This is a genomic window from Amycolatopsis sp. WQ 127309 (genome assembly GCF_023023025.1).
Taxonomy (GTDB): Bacteria; Actinomycetota; Actinomycetes; order Mycobacteriales; family Pseudonocardiaceae; genus Amycolatopsis.
This window is the reverse complement of the sequence record NZ_CP095481.1, coordinates 9,179,252-9,196,648: the sequence shown is the minus strand read 5'-3', so window position 1 is coordinate 9,196,648 and position 17,397 is coordinate 9,179,252. Positions and strand designations below refer to the sequence as shown.

General features: G+C 74.2%; 8 protein-coding genes. 1 reads left to right on the top strand and 7 read right to left on the bottom strand.

What is annotated here, in order from left to right; all coding sequences use genetic code 11:
• Positions 1-25 precede the first annotated feature (25 nt).
• Both MUY22_RS40525 and MUY22_RS40520 read right to left on the bottom strand, forming a co-directional pair.
• Positions 26-1,045 (bottom strand): medium chain dehydrogenase/reductase family protein, encoded by a 1,020-nt coding sequence (locus MUY22_RS40525; protein WP_247052476.1) that lies wholly within the window; start codon positions 1,043-1,045, stop codon positions 26-28.
• Between the two features lie 80 nt (positions 1,046-1,125).
• Positions 1,126-1,686: a TetR/AcrR family transcriptional regulator gene (locus MUY22_RS40520; RefSeq protein ID WP_247052475.1), complete on the bottom strand. Its 561-nt coding sequence runs from the start codon at positions 1,684-1,686 to the stop codon at positions 1,126-1,128.
• Between the two features lie 199 nt (positions 1,687-1,885).
• Here MUY22_RS40520 and MUY22_RS40515 point away from each other — a divergent pair, with 199 nt between their 5' ends.
• On the top strand, positions 1,886-2,380 hold the full coding sequence (locus MUY22_RS40515; RefSeq protein ID WP_247052474.1) for a hypothetical protein: 495 nt from the start codon (positions 1,886-1,888) through the stop codon (positions 2,378-2,380).
• On the opposite strand, the gene MUY22_RS40510 is transcribed toward MUY22_RS40515, so the two are convergent.
• The 5 genes from MUY22_RS40510 to MUY22_RS40490 all read right to left on the bottom strand — a co-directional run bounded on the left by MUY22_RS40510 (position 2,370) and on the right by MUY22_RS40490 (position 17,221).
• On the bottom strand, positions 2,370-3,242 hold the full coding sequence (locus tag MUY22_RS40510; protein WP_247052473.1) for a TauD/TfdA family dioxygenase: 873 nt from the start codon (positions 3,240-3,242) through the stop codon (positions 2,370-2,372). The genes MUY22_RS40515 and MUY22_RS40510 overlap by 11 nt on opposite strands.
• A 21-nt stretch (positions 3,243-3,263) precedes the next feature.
• Entirely contained in the window at positions 3,264-3,857 is a 594-nt protein-coding gene (locus MUY22_RS40505; protein ID WP_247052472.1) for a hypothetical protein, read from the bottom strand.
• Positions 3,858-3,918: 61 nt separating this feature from the next.
• Complete coding sequence (locus MUY22_RS40500; protein ID WP_247052471.1) at positions 3,919-4,956, bottom strand: GSCFA domain-containing protein; 1,038 nt, start codon at positions 4,954-4,956, stop codon at positions 3,919-3,921.
• Positions 4,953-13,412, bottom strand: a complete 8,460-nt coding sequence (locus MUY22_RS40495; protein WP_247052470.1) for a non-ribosomal peptide synthetase — start codon at positions 13,410-13,412, stop codon at positions 4,953-4,955. Before MUY22_RS40495 ends, MUY22_RS40500 begins: the two co-directional genes overlap by 4 nt.
• Positions 13,409-17,221, bottom strand: coding sequence for an amino acid adenylation domain-containing protein (locus MUY22_RS40490; protein ID WP_247052469.1), 3,813 nt, complete (start codon positions 17,219-17,221; stop codon positions 13,409-13,411). The genes MUY22_RS40495 and MUY22_RS40490 overlap by 4 nt, the downstream gene beginning before the upstream one ends.
• Between the last annotated feature and the right edge of the window lie 176 nt (positions 17,222-17,397).

The window sequence follows — 17,397 nt, the reverse complement described above, 5'->3', positions numbered from 1 at the left end:
TTTCGTCCGCGGAATGCGTGACTGGTCACTCACTCGATGGTACGAGGACGACCTTGCCGGTGATCGTGCCCGACTCCGCGAGGGTCAGCGCCTTCGCGACGTCCGTCAGCGGGAACCTCGCCGCCACCTGGGCCTTCACGGCACCCGTCGCCGCCAGGTCGAACACCGCCGTGAGGTCCTCCGCCAGGCGGGCGCGGAACTTCGGGAGGTTTCGCTTGCCGCCCCAGACGTTGTAGAAGTGGGTGCGGCGGCGGTTCGGCAGGGCGTTCCACCACAGCAGGCGGCCGACCAGCTTGAGCACCGCCGGGCGCGGGTTGCCGCCCGTGTCCTTCGTCGACGCGCTGCCGTACGCCACCAGCGTGCCGCCCGGGGCCAGCAGGCGGAACGAGTCCACGATGCCGGGGCCGCCGACGTGGTCGAAGACGGCGTCGACGCCGCCGGGTGCCAGCGCGCGGACCTGGGCCGGGACGTCGCCGCGGTAGTCGATCGCCGTGGCGCCCAGCGCCGTCACGACGTCGGCGTTGCGGGCGGACGCCGTCCCGATCACGTGGATCCCGGCCGCGCGGGCGAGCTGCACCAGCGTGGTGCCGACGCCGCCGCTGGCGCCGTGGACCAGGATCGTGCCGCCGGACCGGACGCGGGCCTTGCGGTGCAGCATCTGCCAGGCCGTGATCCCGTTGACCACGAACGTCTCGGCGTCGGCCGCGTCCAGCCCGGCCGGCACCGGGACGAGGTCGGCCGCGGCCACGACGAGGTGGCTGCTCCAGCCGCCGATCTTGGTCATCGCGGCCACCCGGCGGCCGACGAGCGCCGGGTCGGCCGCCTCGAGCACCGTGCCGACGACGTCGTAGCCCGGCACGAACGGGAACGGCGGCTGGTCGTAGTACTTGCCGCGCCGCATCTGCTGCTCGGCGAACGAGATCCCGCTGGCCTCGACGCGCAGGAGCGCCTGGCCCGGGCCCGGTGCCGGCAGCTCGCGGGTGGTGACGCGCAGGCCGTCCGGCTCGACGAGGCCGGGGAGGACGATTTCGGTGGTCGTGGTCATGAAAATGTCCTTTCAAGGGCGGTGTGTGACTGGTCAATCACTCGTGGGTCGTGCAGAAACTCCCCAGGTGGGGAGTGGATTCAGTGGTGGCGGATGCCGGCGGACAGGACGGCTGCCCAGTCGCCGGGGTGCTCGTCCAGGTCGAGGGTCGTGATGAGGTGGCAGAGCTGGCCGTAGGCGATGAAGCGCTGGACCTGCTCGTCCGGCGCGCCCGAGCGGGAGCGCGCGAACTCGGTCACCTTGGCGAGGCCGCGGCGCACGGCGTCGGCGATCTCGGGGGTATCCGTGGCCGACTGGGCGTGCACCTGCAGCATCAGCAGGTTCCGGTCGGCGATCAGTTCGGCGTAGGCGCCGCCCATCTCGTACAGGACGGCTTCCGGTTCGGCGTCCCCGGCGCGGGCGGCGCCGTTCGAGAGCGCGTGCACGACCTGCTCGTAACACCGGTCGAGCGCCGCCACGAACAGGGAAACCTTGCCGGGGAACAACTTGAACACGTAGGCGGGGGAGATGGCCGCCCGGGTCGCCACCGTGCTGATCGGCGTGCTGTGGAACCCGCTCCGGGCGAACTCGGCGATGGCCGCGTCGACCACGGCGTCCCGCCGGGCGTCCGAGGTGGAGAGGGTGGCACCGCGCTTCGTCATGTGAGTGACCGTACACTCACTCTTCTCGGCAGGCAAGCCGGGTGCCCGGGAACACAGCGACGCGGAGTGCGTGGCGTCCGCCGGCACGGCAGGATCGAGGCCATGACGACCACTGACGGGAGCGCGACCGTCCCGGAACCGCGGCGGGCCTGACCCAGTGTCTACTGTGGACACCGAAGGGGCTTGGCCGGAGCGGGTGGTGAGCGAACTGTTCGACGGCGGCCTTTCCGTCGTCCACCACTGGTACGGGCACACGGTCTGGCCGCTGCTGGGGCACGCCGACGTCGCCGCGCTCCACCTGCGCGGGACGCCGGTGCCGGCGGAGATCTGGCGCACGACACTGGAACCCGCGTTGCGTGACGTCTACCGCCGCGCCTACCCCTACGAAGCCGCGTACACGACGGCGGCCGCGGCGGCCGGCGGGTTCGCCCTGGCCCACGGCTACCGCGAAGCCGAGGCCGCCGAGTACGGCGAGACCTACGCCGCGACGAACACCGACGCCAACGTGGCCGCGCACGCCGACGCCAACGCGGCGGCGAACGCGGCCGCGCTGGCCGCCGCGTTCGCCGCGGCCGACGTCACGGCCTACGCCGCGACCTACCCGGCCGCGTTCGTGCGGGCGTGCGTGCTCGCGGGCGGTCCCGGAGCCCGGCAGCGGCTGGCCGACGGGCTCCGGGCGAGCCTCACCCCTTGAGCGGGCCGCCGTTGATCGCGATGCGCTGCCCGTAGCGGGTGTGCGGGAAGTAGTCGTACACCGCGTGGTGCTGGGCGCAGCGGTTGTCCCAGAACACCAGCGTGTTCGGCTCCCAGCGCACCCGGCAGGCCAGCATCGGCCGGTTCGGCACGAGCGCGAACAGCATGTCGAGCACCGCGCGGCTCTCGTCGGCCGACAACTGCGGGATGTGCGAGGTGTAGGCCGGGTTGACGTAGAGCAGCTTGCGGTCGGTCTCCGGGTGCCGCACGACCAGCGGGTGCTCGCTGCACGGCGGCTCGTAGCCCGGCGGGATCGGGTGGCCGCGGAAGGCGAGCGCGCCGTCGTGGACCGCGGTGAGCCCGTCCAGCAGTGACTTCATCGCCGGCGACAGCATGTCGTAGGCCAGGTACATGTTGGCGAAGAGCGTGTCGCCGCCGCTGCCGGGCTCCGGGATCTCCGTGATGTGCAGCATCGACCCGAGTGACGGCTCGGCGTCCGCGGTGCCGTCGGCGTGCCAGCCGTTGCCGAACACGTTCGCCGCCTCGGGGCTGGTCGCGACCTCGAGGATGTACGGGTCGCCGTGCTCCGGCGGCGGGTTCACCGGGCGCAGCTCGCCGAAGCTCGCGGCCAGCCGCTTGTGGTCCTCGGCGGTGATGACCTGGTCGCGGAACACCAGCACGTGGTGGTCCAGGAACGCGGTCTTCAGCTCGGCGAGCTGCTCGTCGGTCAGCTCCGTGCCGAGGTCGAGGCCGGTGACCTCGGCTCCGATCACGGGGGTCAGCCCCCGCACCGCCAGCGTCCGGTACTCCCGCGCCGGGCGCGTCGTGATCGCCTTGACGGCGTCGAGTTCGTACTGCTCCATGGTTTCCTTTCCTCCCGGGTCTCAGAGTCCCAGATCGAGCAGTTCGGCCAGGACGATCCGTCCCCAGGCCAGGTTTCCGTGGATTTCGTCGTCCGCTTCGCACAGCTCGGGCCGCTGGAACCCGTTCGTGCCGGTGATCCTCCCGCGCAGGTCGGCCACCTCGACGCCGAGGCCCTCGACCGCGCGGCGGACGGTCTCCTGCGCGGCCAGGAACACCGCGGCGTCCGACTGGCCGGGCACCCGCTGCGGCGGCGGCACGGCGATCACCCGCACGCCGAGGTCGCGCGCGTGGCGGTAGAAGGCGAGCGCGTCCCGAACCGTCGCGAGGACGATCGCGTCGAACAGCGCGCTGCCCAGGAACCCGGGCGGGAAGCCGTCGCCGGTCCGGTAGAGGTGCCAGTTCTCCTTGGTGGCCACGAAGTGCGCGGCGAACCCGAACGTCGTCACCAGCGGGACGCCCAGCTCGCCGAGCCCGGCGACGCCGAGTTCGCCGAGGAAGCCGCGGTAGTGCTTCTCGGCTTCGGGCCGGTGGAACTCGACGTCGGCGTCGCGCGCGGTGAAGAAGCGGTCGGTGAACTCGCGGCCGGCGCCGATCGGGCCGCCCAGGAACGGCAACCCGGCCGCCCGCGCCGCGCGGCCGATCGGGCCCGCGTGGGAGTCGCCGAGCAGCAGGAACCTAGCGGGGGCCGTAATAGTCGAGGACGGCGTCGTCACAGACATCTCCTCCCTTCACCCGTGGCTCGCGGCGCTCCTGGACCGGCGCGGTCGCCGTGCCCCGCAGCGCGGACGTGAAGTGCCCCATCACGAACTCGACGCCCTCGGCGGTGACCTCGCGCAGGTTGGGCTCGTAGAAGCCGCTGCGGAACGGCTGCCCGGTGATCAGCTCGTACGCCGGGAAGTAGTCGACGTGGTCGTGCTCCTGGGCCAGCTGCCCGGCGACGCCGCGGAGCACGGACTTCGCGTGGGTGTTCGCGACGAGCGCGTGCTGCGTGCCCGCGGTGGCGGTGAGCGGCACGGGGGAGACCGTGAGCACGAACCGGAGGTCCGGGTTCGCCGCGCGGGCCAGGGCGAAGACGTCGAGCAGGTCCCGGTGCACGTCGGCGAAGGTGAAGGTGCGCAGGGTGTGGCGGGTGCCGTCGAACGTGCCGCGGACCGTACCCGGGCAGGACGGGTGGACGGTGCCGTCGGCGTCGGCCCAGGCCTCGGTCAGGCCGAGGGTGAAGATCAGGCAGCGGGCCCGGGCGACCCCGCGGCGGATCGCGGCGAGGGTTTCCTCGCGGGCGCCGAACACGTCGTCGGCGGAGGCGTACCCGGCGGGCTCGACGGACGGGCGGTACGGGTCGAAGAACCGGCCGTCCCCGGTCCACACCGCGTCCGGCGCCTTCTCGTGGCCGAAGGCCCAGGCGAGCCACTGCCGCAGCACCGCGGCTGTGTAGATGTTGCCGGTGCGGAAGGAGAACTCGCCGAAGTGCCGGGCGCGGCGCTCCTCGCGGGTCAGGCCCGGCGGCGGCGGTTCGGCGTCGAAGAAGTTCATCCCGTGGTCGATCAGCGCGCGCCCGAGCCGCGCGGCGAAGCAGGAGCCCGCGGTGAGCACCGGGTCGTCCTGGCCGATCGCGAACTTGGGCGTCCAGACACCGCCGATCGCGGCGGGCTCCGGTTCGGCGACGGCGGCCCGCCAGAACGCGCGGGCCGGCTGGGACTCGTACGGGTTCACTCGGCTCCGATCGTGATCGCGCCGGCCACCGCGCTGACGTGCGGGGCCCGCACGATGCCGTAGTGGGTGGCGGGCAGCTGCCGCCAGTCGCTCGGTTCGGGCAGGATCGTGTGCCAGCCGTCCGGGTCGGCGGCGGGCGGCAGGCCGGGCTCGACGTCGGCGGCGATCCAGACGTGGCTGGGGGTCGCCGCGAGCTTCGGCAGTTCGTGGCCCGTCATGCTCCGCAGGTTCGCACGGCAGGCGCGGGCGAGGCGTCGCGCGTGCTCGCCCGCCGTGCCACCGGACGCGCCGAGCTCACGCTCGAACACCGCTTCCAGGCGGGATTCGTCGTAGTCCGCGAAGCTCGCGCCCGGGGCGGGCGGGTCGATCAGGTGCAGCGCCCGCACCGGCCGTCCGCCCAGCTCGGCCTCGGCGGCCATACCGGTCGCGACCCACGCGCCGAACGACCAGCCCGCCAGCTGCCAGCGCCACTCGTCGTCGGGAAAGCGCGCCTGCAGCGCGGCGTGGTAGCGGCGGGCGCGCTCGGCGACCGGCCAGCCCGGCGGCTCGGGCCGGCTCAGCGCCGGGTCGGCGATGACGCAGACCGTCAGCTCCGGCCCGAGTTCCCGCACCAGCGGGCGGTACGCGTGGACGTCCCCGCCGACCGGGTGGACCAGGCACACGACGTCACGGCCGGTGCCCTCCTGCCACACCTGGACGGCGACGTCCTCGGGGCCGGCGGCCTCCGCCAGCCGGGCCAGCAGGCCGGTGAGCGTCACTTCCGGGCCGAGCCAGGCCAGCTCGAGGTCGACGCCGAAGAGCCGTTTCACCGAGTCGACGACGTCCAGCAGCATCAGCGAATCGGCGCCGAGGTCGTAGAGCGGGACGTTCGGGTCCAGCGCGTCGACGCCGAGCAGCACGCGCACCTCCTCGGCCAGTTCCGCGGCGGGGTCTTCCTGCGGCGCGGTGACGGCGACCGGTTCGCGCTCGTGGAAGCCGCGGGCGTCGGCGAGGTCGGTCGTCGACACCAGGAGCTGCGGGAGCCCGGCGTCGAGGGCACTGGCGAAGACGCGTTTGCCCTCTTCGGCGGTCAGGCCGACGGCGAGGTGGGCCTGGTGGCGGGCGTCGGTCCGCAGGGCGGTGACGGCCATGCCGGTGTCGCGCCAGACGTCCCAGCCGAGGCTCAGCCGGACGGTCGCCGCGTCCGGGGCGTGGTGGGCGAGGGCGTCGAGGAAGCCGTTGGCGGCGGCGTAGTCGAGCTGGCCGGTGCCGCCGAACTGCGCGGAGAGCGACGAGCAGTAGACGACGAGGGCGGGCCGGTGGCGTTCGATGAGCCGCTCCACCAGCAGCGCGCCGGCGAGCTTGGCGTCTTGGCCGGTCGTGTCCCCCCGGGTCGCGATGAGGCCGCCCGCCGCGACCCCGGCGGCGTGGACGATCCCGGCCAGCGGCGTGTCGATCCGGATGTCGTCGGTGGTGAGGTCGGCTTCGAGGAGGTCGACGCGATCGGCCCACGGCTCGAGCGGTGCGGGCAGCCGCGGGTTGCGGGCGGCCAGCACGACCCGGCCGGTGGTCCTGGTCAGCAGGACCTCGGCGACGGCGGTGCCGATGCCGCCGGTGCCGCCGAGGACGAGATACGTGCCGTCCGCGGTCCGGCCGCCGCCGGGCGTGACCGGGGAGGTGCCTTGTTCCCACCAGAAGCCGTGCCGGAGGGCGACCCGCGCGGGCGGGGTGGGGCCGGTGAGGAGACCCGCGACCGCGGCGTCCCACTGGCCCGCGACGTCGATCCAGTGCCCGGGCACGCCGGTTTCCTGCGGCCCGACGGCGGTGACCCCGGCGAGCAGCCCGGCTTCGGGGCGGGTGACGTCGGTGTTCGCCGGGGCGGCGCCGGCGGAGAGCCACCAGGTGCGCAGCTTGCGGGTCCCGGCGGCGCGCAGGAGGGCGGCGGGGGCGTCGACGCAGGCCCAGCGCGCGTGGGCGAGGGCGGTTTCGCCGACCGGGCCGCTGATGCCGAGGGGGAGGGTGTGCAGCCAGTCGACGTCCCCGTCGAGGGCGGCGAGCACCTGGCCGAGCTGGTCCGCGTCGGCCGGATCGGCTTCGAAGAGGTCCGGCCCCGGGTGGGCGAACGACGTGGCGGCGTGCACGCGAACGACCCGGGTGTAGGCGGTGTCGAGGGCCGGGGCCGGCAGGGGGCCGTTGCTGGAGATGACGAGCACGCGGTCGACGGGGGCCTGGGCAGGGGTGGCCCGCCGGAGCCGCACCCAGGTGGGCTGGTGGAGCCACTCGGCTTCGGGCCGCCGCTGGACGGCGGGCTTGCGCGGGAAGTCGAAGTCCTCGCGGGCGAAGGAGGGCGGCGGGAAGTCCCACGGAGCCGGGGAAGCGGGGACGCCCCAGTCGACGGGCTCGCCGCGCAGCCAGGCCGCCGCGAGTTCCGCCGGATCATCGCGCGGTGTGCTCGTGCCCGTGGGCTCTGCTTCGCGTGGCTCGGCCGTGCGCAGCCACTTCACCGCCGCCGACGCGTCGTTGCATGCCGCGGCCAAGCGCCAGCGGTACTCCTTGCGGCCCGTCTGCAGGTGGCGCACCACGTCCACAAAGGACTCCGGGTGCGCCTCCAGGTACTCGGCCACCCGCAGGGCGTCTTCGCGCAGAGCCGACGCGCTGCTCGCCGACAGCACGACCACCGGCGCGGGAGCCGGACGCGACACGACGGCCGGGTCCGCCTCCAGGACCACGTGGGCGTTCGTGCCGCCGATGCCGAAGCTGCTCACCCCCGCCACCCGCGGACCGGACGGCCACGGCTCCGCGGCCGTCGGCACCCGGAACGGGCCCAGCTCCAGCGCCGGGTTCGGCGCGTGGAAGTCCGCCGTCGGCGGGATCAGTCCGTGGTGGACGGACAGCGCCGCCCGGATCAGGCCGACGACCCCCGCCGCCGCGCCCAGGTGGCCGATCTGGCTCTTCACCGACGACAACGCGCACTCCGCCGACGGATCCAGCGCCTGCCGCAGCGCCGCGACCTCGATCGGGTCGCCCAGCCGGGTGCCCGTCCCGTGGGTTTCGACGTAGCCGAGCGACGTCCGCCCGGCGCGGCGCAGGGCCGCGCGGATCACCTCGCGCTGCCCGGCCGGCGACGGGGCGGTGTAACCCTGCTTCACCGCGCCGTCGTTGTTGATCGCCGAGCCCGTGATCACCGCGTACACCGCGTCGCCGTCGCGACGCGCGTGGCTCAGCGGCTTCAGCACCACGACGCCGACGCCGCTCGCGCCGACCGTGCCGCCCGCGTCGTCGCTGAACGGGCGGCAGTGGCCGTCCGCCGAGAAGATGTGCTGCGGGCGGTACCGGTAGCCCTCGGAAAGGGTGACGTCGACCAGGACGCCGCCCGCCAGCATGACGTCCGCCTCGCCGGTGCGCAGCAGCCCGGCCGCCTGGTGGACCGCGACCAGCGAACTCGAACACGCCGTCTGCGTGGTCAGCGCCGGCCCGGTCAGGTTCAGGTGGTACGCGGCCTTCGTCGCGAGGAAGTCCTTCTCGTGGTGCAGCGCCAGCTGGAAGCCGTCCGGCAGCGCGGCCGGGTCGCCCTCGCGCAGCAGCGACTGGAAGTACGTGTCCTCGCCGCACCCGGCGACCAGCCCGACGCCCTCGCCGGACGTGATCCCCGCGTGGGCCAGCGCCTCGACGCAGCTCATCAGCAGGTGCCGCTGCTGCGGGTCCATCAGCGCGGCGTCGCGGCGGCTGATCCCGAAGTGCTCCGGGTCGAACGCCAAGGGCCTGTCGAGGATGCTGCGCGCGCCGACCAGGCCGTCGCCGGCGGTGAAGTGCTCGATGCCGCGCCCGCCGGACCGCACCAGGTCCCAGAACGCGGCCAGATCCGGCGCGCCCGGCACCCGGAGCGCCATGCCGATCACCGCGATCGGCTCGTCGATGGCGACCTCGCCGGAAGCCGCGGAAACCGAATCGGCCGCACCGGACAGCAGCCGCGCCAGGTCGCGGACCGTGACGTGCTCGAACAGGTCGGCCGCGGTGAACCGCAGCCCCTCCTCGGCGCAGCGCAGGTGGAACCGCATCAGCCCGAGGCTGGACGCGCCCGCCGCGAAGAACGTCTCGTCCGCGCCGATCGACGCGCCCGTCACCTCCTCGAACAGCTCGGCCAGCTGCCGCGAGACGCCCGACAGCCCGGACCGGCGGCCGCGGTGCAGCTCTTCGCCGGGCGTCCGCAGCGCGGCTTCCCGGTCGAGCTTCCCGCTCGGTGTCCGCGGCAGGGCCGGGACGACGAGGAAGCGGTCGACGCGCGCGTGCGGCGGCAGCAACGGCTCGAGGTGCGCGGACAGCTCCGCGGCCGTCGGCGTCCGGTGGCATTCGAGGCAGGCCAGCAGGCTTTCGCCGTCGTGCGCCACGACCGCGTTGACGACGTCGGGGTGGCGCAGCAGCGCGGCCTCGACCTGCCCCAGTTCGAGGCGGTACCCGCTGACCTTGAGCTGGTGGTCGGCCCGGCCGTCGAAGTGCAGGAGCCCGTCGCGGCCGAAGTGCGCGAGGTCGCCGCTGCGGTAGAACAGCTCCGGCGTCTCGACGAACTTCCCGGGGACGTCCCCGAGGTAGCAGCGGGTCGTCATCAGCCCGCCGATGAGCAGCTCGCCGATCCGGCCGGGCGCGCCCGCCGTGCCGGCGACCCGCAGCACCGCGCCCGCCACCGGCCGGCCGATCGCCGGCCGCTCGGGCCAGGTCGTCGGGTCGCCGTCGAGCGTCAGCGCGCTGACCACGTGCGTCTCGGTCGGGCCGTAGTGGTTGTGCAGCCGCGCGCCGGGCAGGCCGGCGAACCAGCGGCGGATCGCGCCGGTGCACACGAGCTGCTCGCCCGCCGTGATCACGTCCCGCAGCCGTGACGGGTAGCTCCCGAGCCGCACGCCGTGCTCGGCCAGCAGCTGCAACGCGACGTACGGCAGGAAGATCCGCTCGATGCCCGCGGACTCCAGCTGCGCCAGCAGCGCCGGGACGTCGTGGCGCCACCCCGGGCGGACCAGGTGCAGGCACCCGCCGCCGCACAGGGTCGTGAAGATCTCCTGGAACGACACGTCGAACGACAGCATCGAGAACTGCTGGGTCACCGCGGGCGGCGCCGCCTGCCACTGCACGAGGTTCGCCAGGGTGCGGTCCGGGACGCGCACGCCCTTGGGCACGCCGGTCGAGCCGGACGTGAACAGCGTGTAGAGCGGCCGGCCGGCGTGCCGGGGCGGGACGTCCGGCGCCGGGCCGTCGGAGAGCGTGACGAACTGCCGTTCGATCCCGGTGTCGATCTCGTCGAACGCGGTACCCGGGGCGAGCAGCACGCAACGCGGCCGGACCTGGTCGAGGACCTGGCGCAGCAACGCCGGCGGGTAGGCCGGGTCCAGCGGCACGGCGGTGATGTTGAGCCGGGCCAGCGCGAGCAGCGCCACGACGTGCTCGGCGGACGGCTCGAAGTACAGCGCGACGTCGGTGGCGTCCCCGGGCAGCACGGCGGCGAGCCGGGCCGCGTGCGCGTCCAGCTCGGCGTAGGTCATCGTGCCCAGCGCCGGGGCATCCGGGGTCCGCGCGACCTGCCGCGCGAAGCCCTCGGCCATCGTTTCCCAGTCCAGCTGCGCCGGTTCGCCGCGGCCGTGGTCGGGCCGGCTCCGCCGGTACGGCTCGGCCAGCTCGGCCGGGGTCGCCGGGCCCGCGTCGAGCAGGTCGAACGCGCGCGAGAACAGCTCGCCGAGCGCCTTGGCCTCCGCCTCGGTGAAGTGGCCTTCGGCGTACTCCCAGAGGCAGTCGAAGCCGTCCGGCCGCTCGAGGACCGACATCGTCAGCGCGCACTTCGCCTCGGCCGCCTCGATCCACTGTGGACTCACCGTGCAGCCCGGCAGGCTCAGCGCGCCGAAGTCGGTGTTCTCCAGCACGAACAGGTAGTCGAACGCCGTGGCGACGTCGGCGAAGGCGACGTCCTGCCGGTCGAGCACCGCGCCCGACGCCGTGCCGAGCCGCCGCAGCTGGGCGCGCAGGTCCTCGTCCGGGGCGACGGAAAGCGGGAGCAGCACGGTGTTGGCGAACATCCCGACGCTGTCCTCGAACTCCCGCACCGGCCGGTTCGCCACCGGCGCGGCGATCCGCGGGCCGGTCTGCCCGGTGACGCCGTAGAGGCTCCAGGCGAAGACGCCGAGCAGCAGCTGGAACCGCGTCAGGCCCAGCTCGGCGCACCACCGGTCGACGCGCTCGGTGTCGAGGGTCGTCCGCCGCAGCCGGCCGGCCATCGACGCGGTCAGCGACGGCTGGTCGTCGAGTCCACTGTGGAGCGACAGCAGCTCGTCGCGCTGGGCGAGGTAGGCGGGGGAGGAGAACCACTCCGTCTGCCAAAGCGCGAAATCCAACGTCGTGCGGGAATCGACCGGCACCGCACCGGACAGCTCGCGGAACAGGACGTTCAACGACCAGCCGTCGACCGCGATGTGGTGCAGGGAAAGCAGGAGCCGCTCACCGTCCCAGGCGGCCCGGAACAGCCGGGGCACGGCCAGGTCGAAGGGCTCGGTGAAGAAGCCGTCCCCGGCTTCGGTCCACGGGTCGTACGCCGGGCCGACCACCTGACGCAGGCCCTCGGGCGTCGCCTCGAACGCCGTCCGCAGCGCGACGTGCCGCTCGACCAGGCCGCGCAAACCCCGGCGAAGCGCCTCGACGTCGACCGGTCCGGTGATCCGGAACGCCAGCGGCACGTGGTACGCCGTGGACGCCGGATTCCGCTGCTGCAGCAGCCAGAGCCGTTGCTGCTCGCTCGTCGCGGGGGCGGACGTCAAGCCCGCGGGCGGCGCGGGCACCGGGTACTGCGCCGTCCCGGCCCCGGCGATCGCCGCCGCGAGGTCGGCGAACGTCCCTTGCCGCACCGCGGAGTGCGGGAGTTCGGTGCCCCACCGCTCCTGGACGGCGAACCGCAGCCGCAACGCCTTGAGCGAGTCGCCGCCGGAGGTGAGCCACGTGTCGCCGGGCCGCGGGTCGCGGGTGCCGAGGACGTCCGCCACGACGTCGAGGACCTCTTGCTGCCACGGCGTCGCGGGTTCGCCGGTACCCGGCCGCCGCCACGGCGCGAGGCCGAGCGCCAGCAGCGCGGTCTCGTCGACCTTGTCGTTCGCGGTGCGGGGCAGGGCGTCGACGCGGAAGACGTGGTGCGGGCGCATGTAGGCCGGCACCGACGCGGTCAGGTGCGCGTCGAAGTCCGCGTACGCCAGGTCCCCGGCCACGACGAACGCGAACAGCTCGACCGGCCCGGCCCCGCGGTGCGCGGCGACGTGAGCCTGCCGGACCGCCGGGTGGGCGAGGATCCGGCGTTCCAGCTCGCCCGGCTCGATCCGGAAGCCGCGCACCTTCACCTGCCGGTCCGTGCGTCCGACGTAGGCGAAGGTGCCGTCCGGCAGTGCGCGGACGAGGTCACCGGTGCGGTAGAACCGCTCGCCGTCGCGCTCGACGAACCGCTGCGCGGTTTCGTCCGGCAGGTTGCGGTAGCCCGCGGCGACCCCGGCGCCCGAGAGGTACAGCTCGCCGTCGACCACGAGCGCGCCGGTGTCCGGCAGCGGCCGGCCGATCGGCACGACGTCGCCGTCGAAGCCGCGCGGGATCGGGTGGCTCAGCGCGAACGTCGTCGTCTCGGTCGGCCCGTAGCCGTTGTGCAGCCGCGTGGCCGAGTCCGGGTTGGCGGCGTACCAGCGGCGGATCAGCGGCGCGTTGAGCTGCTCGCCGCCGATCAGCACCCGGGCCACGGTGGCGAAGCAGGCCGGCACCGTCTCCGCGACGGCGTTGAACAGCGACGCCGTGACGAACATCGTGTCGACGCGCTCGCGGACCAGCGCGGCGGCGAACGCGCGGGGGTCGCGGACGGTCTCGTCGTCGAGCACCACGCAGGTGCCGCCGGTCAGCAGCGGCGGCCAGACCTCGAAGCTGATCGCGTCGAAGGCCGGGTTGGCCAGGCTCGCGTACCGGGCACCGGGTTCGAGCCAGGCCGGGTCGGCCAGCCGCAGGATCCCGGCGTCGCGGACCTCGACGCCCTTGGGGCGCCCGGTCGTGCCGGAGGTGTAGAAGAGGAACGACGTCGCGGCGGCCTCGGCCGGTTCGCCCGCGACGGCGGGAGCGGCCAGCAGCTCGGCCGGGGTGAGCGGCGGCAGGCCGGGCAGGCCGTCGTGGATGACGGCGACCGCGCCCGAGTCGGCGATCATGTGGTCCCGGCGCTCCGGCGGGCTCTGCCGGTCGAGGGGCACGACCTGCCCGCCGAGGCGCAGCACGCCGAGCATCACGAGGATCAGGTCCGCCGAGCGCGGCAGGCCCACCGCGACGGCGTCGCCGGGGCGGACACCGCGGCGGGACAACGACTCCGCGACGGCCGCGGCGCCGGCGTCCAGCTCGGCGTAGGTCAGCGCGCGGGCGCCGTCGGACACCGCGACGGCGTCCGGCGTGCGCAGGGCCTGGTCGTGGACGCGCCGGGCGATCATCGGGCCGCCAGCTCGGTCAGTTCGGCCGTGATCACGTCGGCGACCTGCGGGAGCGCATCGCTCTCCAGCATGTTCCAGTGCCCGCAGTCGGCCGGCTCGATGCGGTACTCGCCGGTCGCGCGGCGGCGCCAGAACTCGTCCGAACCCGGGATCGTGTCCTCGCCCACGGCCTGGACGAACACCAGCCGCGCGCCCGACTCGCCGGGCTCGTGGTCGCGCGCGGTCAGCCGGTTGTGGTTGTACGTGCGGTGGTAGCGGTCGATCTGGGCGTCGTCGATGCCGGGGTACATCCCGTTGAAGCGCACCAGTTTCTCCCGGAACTCGGACGCGGGCACGGGCTCGATCGCGGCTCGCGCGGCCGCGTCGTCGGTGGCGTTGGTGTCGAGCAGCACGACGCTCACCCGCGGGTGGCCCGCCAGCTGCCGGCCCATCTCGTGCGCGATCAGGCCGCCGTAGGAAAGTCCACAAAGGACCAGTGACTCGTCCGGCCGGGGATCGACGAGCCGCAGGTACTCCGCGGCCATCGCCTCGACGCTCGGCAGCGCCTCTTCACCGGGGTTGAGCCCGGGGGACTGGATGCCGAGGACGCCGGCGTCGTCCGGGAGCAAGGCGCTCAGCGGCAGGTAGCAGAACGCCGTCCCGCCGGCGGGGTGCACGCAGACGACGCGTTGCCGCCCGGCGCCGCGGCGGAACTCGATCAGGCTGCCGCCGCCGGGCGGGCTGTCCGCCCGCAGCAGGGCGGCCTGGGCCTCGATGGTCGGGTGCACGATGACGTCGCGGATCGGCAGCTCGCGGCCGAACTCCTCGCCGACCGCGTGGGCCAGCTTGATGGCCGAGATCGATGTGCCGCCGACGTCGAAGAAGTCGTCGGAGATCCCGATCGCCGGGTGCAGCAGCAGCGAACGCCAGATCCGGAGCAGCGCGAGTTCGACGTGGTCGCGTGGGGCGGCCGTGTTGACGACCGCGGGAGCCATCGAGCGGGCGTGCGCGAGCAGGGCGTCGCGGTCCAGCTTTCCGCTGCGGCCCAGCGGAAGCCGGTCGAACTCGGCGAAGACGGACGGGATCATGTAGTCCGGCAGCCGGTCGGCCAGCGCGGCCCGCCACTCGTGCGGGGTCCGGCCGCCGCCGCCCGCGATCCCCGCGACCAGGCGGGGTTCGCCGGTGCGGTCGACCAGGACCGCGGCTTCGCGGACGCCGGGGACGGCCAGCAGCGCGGCCGTCACCTCGCCCGGTTCGATGCGGAACCCGCGCAGCTTGATCTGGTCGTCGCGGCGGCCCGCGTACTCGGCTTCGCCGCCGGGCAGCCAGCGGGCCAGGTCGCCGGTCCGGTACATCCGCTCGCCGGGCACGAACGGGTCGGGCACGAACTGCGCCGCCGTCAGGCCGGGCCGGTTCAGGTAGCCGCGTGCGAGGCAGTCGCCGGCGAGGAAGACCTCGCCCGCGACACCCGGCGGGACCGGCCGCAGCCGCTCGTCCAGCAGGTACAGCCGCGAACCGGGCAGCGGCCGGCCGATCGGGGCCGGCCGGTCCAGGGGGCGCGGGTCGAAGTGGGCGGTGGCGTACAGCGTCGCTTCGGTCGGCCCGTACCCGAAACAGATCCGCAGGCCGGGCAGGGTTTCCTCGAAGCGGGCCAGCGCCGCCTCCGACAGCGACTCGACACCGGTCAGCAGCTGCCGCAGCGCGAGCCCGGCGAGCCGTGAGAGGTCCTCGTCGATCCAGCGGACGTAGGCGGGCGGCAGGAACGCCTGGACGACGTGGTGTTCACGCAACCACCCCAGCAACGCCGCCGGGTCGGGCCGGACCTCTTCGGGCACCACGTGCAGCACGGCGCCGGTGGTCAGCGGGAGCAGCAGCTCGTGCACGGACGCGTCGAAGCCGATGCTGGACCACGCCGACGTCGGCTCGCCCGGCGTCGCGCCGAACCGGCCGAGCCACTGGTCGAACAGGGCCAGCACGCTGCCGTGGGTGACGGCGACGCCCTTCGGCCGGCCGGTCGAGCCGGACGTGTAGATGACGTAGGCCAGGTCCGCGCGCCCGGTCCGGACGACGGGCCGGGTGGTGGCGTGGCCTTCGGCCTCGACGGCGGTGACGGACAGCCAGCCGTCGGGCCGGTCGAGCGCGTCACTGAGCACGAACGCCGGGCGCGCGTCCTCGACCATCGCCGCCAGCCGCGCGGCCGGCTGGGCGGGGTCGAGGGGCAGGTAGGCCGCGCCGGCTTCGAGGATCCCCAGCACGGCCACCACCAGCTCGGCCGAACGTCCACTGTGGACGCCGACCACCTGGCCGGGCCGCACGCCGCGGGCGTGCAGCGCGTTCGCCAGCCGGGTGGCCCGCCGGTCCAGCTCGGCGTAGCTGACCGTCTTCCCGTCGCAGACCAGGGCGGGCGTGTCCGGGTGGGCGTCGGCCTCGGTCGTGAACCGCTCGACGAGCCCGCCGGGCCGGTGTTCGGGGGCCGGGCCGGTGCTCCAGTTCGCCAGGATCTCGTGGCGCTCGGCGTCGTCGAGCAGTTCGTAGCTCGCGACCTCGTCGCCGGGCCGCTCGGCCAGCTGCGTCAGCAGCCGGACGAGGTAGCGGGCGTACCGCTCGGCCGTCTCGTGGTCGTACAGGGCGACGGCGTAGTCGAGCTGCCCGGCGACGCCGCCGGCCTCGTCGGCCAGGGCCAGGGTCAGGTCGAACTTCGCCGGGGCGTACCGGTCGTCGATGGGGTCGACGTCGACGCCGGGCAGCGCCAGGACGCCGTGCTGCGTCGGCACCCAGGCGAACCCGTTCTGGAACAACGGCGTGTGCGCCGGGCTGCGCGGCGGGTTCACCAGCTCGACCACCCGCTCCAGCGGCAGCTCGGCGTGGTCGAGCGCGCCCCGCAGCGTCGCGCGGACCTGCGTGAGCAGGCCGGCGCCGGTGGGGGAGCCGGCGAAGCCGGTCCGCACCGGGAGGGTGTTGACGAAGAAGCCGAGCACACCGGCGTTGACGCCGCCCTTGCCGCGGTTCAGTGCCGGCACACCGACAACGATGTCAGCCTGGGCGGAAAGCCGCGAGAGCAGCAGCGACCAGCCGGTCAGGATGGTCGAGAAGAGGGTCGTGCTGTGGGCGCGGGCCACCGCTTTCAACGCCGTCGTCAGGTCCTCGCCGAGGCTGATCGGCACCCGTGCCCCGCGGTGGTCCTGCACGGCCGGGCGCGGCCGGTCGGTGGGCAGCTCCAGCAGGGGCGGCACACCGTCGAGCCGGTCGCGCCAGTACGTCTCGTGCGGCGCCGGTCCCGGTCCGGCCAGCCAATCTTGCTGCTCGCGGGCGTAGTCGCGGTACTGGCGCGGCTCGGGCAGCTCGGCGGGTTCGCCGCGCAGGAGCGCGGTGTAGAGCACACCCAGCTCCCGCAACAGGATCGTGCGCGACGCGCCGTCGAAGACGACGTGGTGGACGGTCATCAGCAGGACGTGGTGCTCGGGTCCCGCGACGAGCAGCCGGGCCCGGGCCAGCGGGGCGCGGCCCAGGTCGAACGGCGTGAGCGGGTCGGTGCGCCGCAGCTCGTCGAGGTCCTCCGGCCGGCCGGTGACGTCGGTCACGGTGAGCGGCAGCCCGGCCTCGACGGGCTCGATCACCTGTCCGGGGCGGCCCGCGTCGACGACGATCCGGGTCCGCAGCGACTCGTGCCGGGCGGCGAGCGCGGCGAGGGCCCGGGCCAGCACGTCGCGGTCGAGCGGTCCCCGCAGGGCGAACGCCATGGCCTCGTTGTAGGCCGGGCCGGCGCCGTCCAGCTGGGACAACGTCCAGATCCGCTGCTGCGCGGACGACAGCGGGGCGGGAACCTGCATGTAGGTGCGGCCTTTCCGGACGGGACGGTGCGCACCGGGCCCGCGCGTGCGCCGCTGCATCCGTGGCCGGAAAACGCTGTCTGCCTGTCCGGATAGTTAACACCACACCATCGGGTGAACACGAGTTGTGTAGCAGGTTTGCCCGAACTTCCTCGTGTACCGGTGTGTTCGCCGGC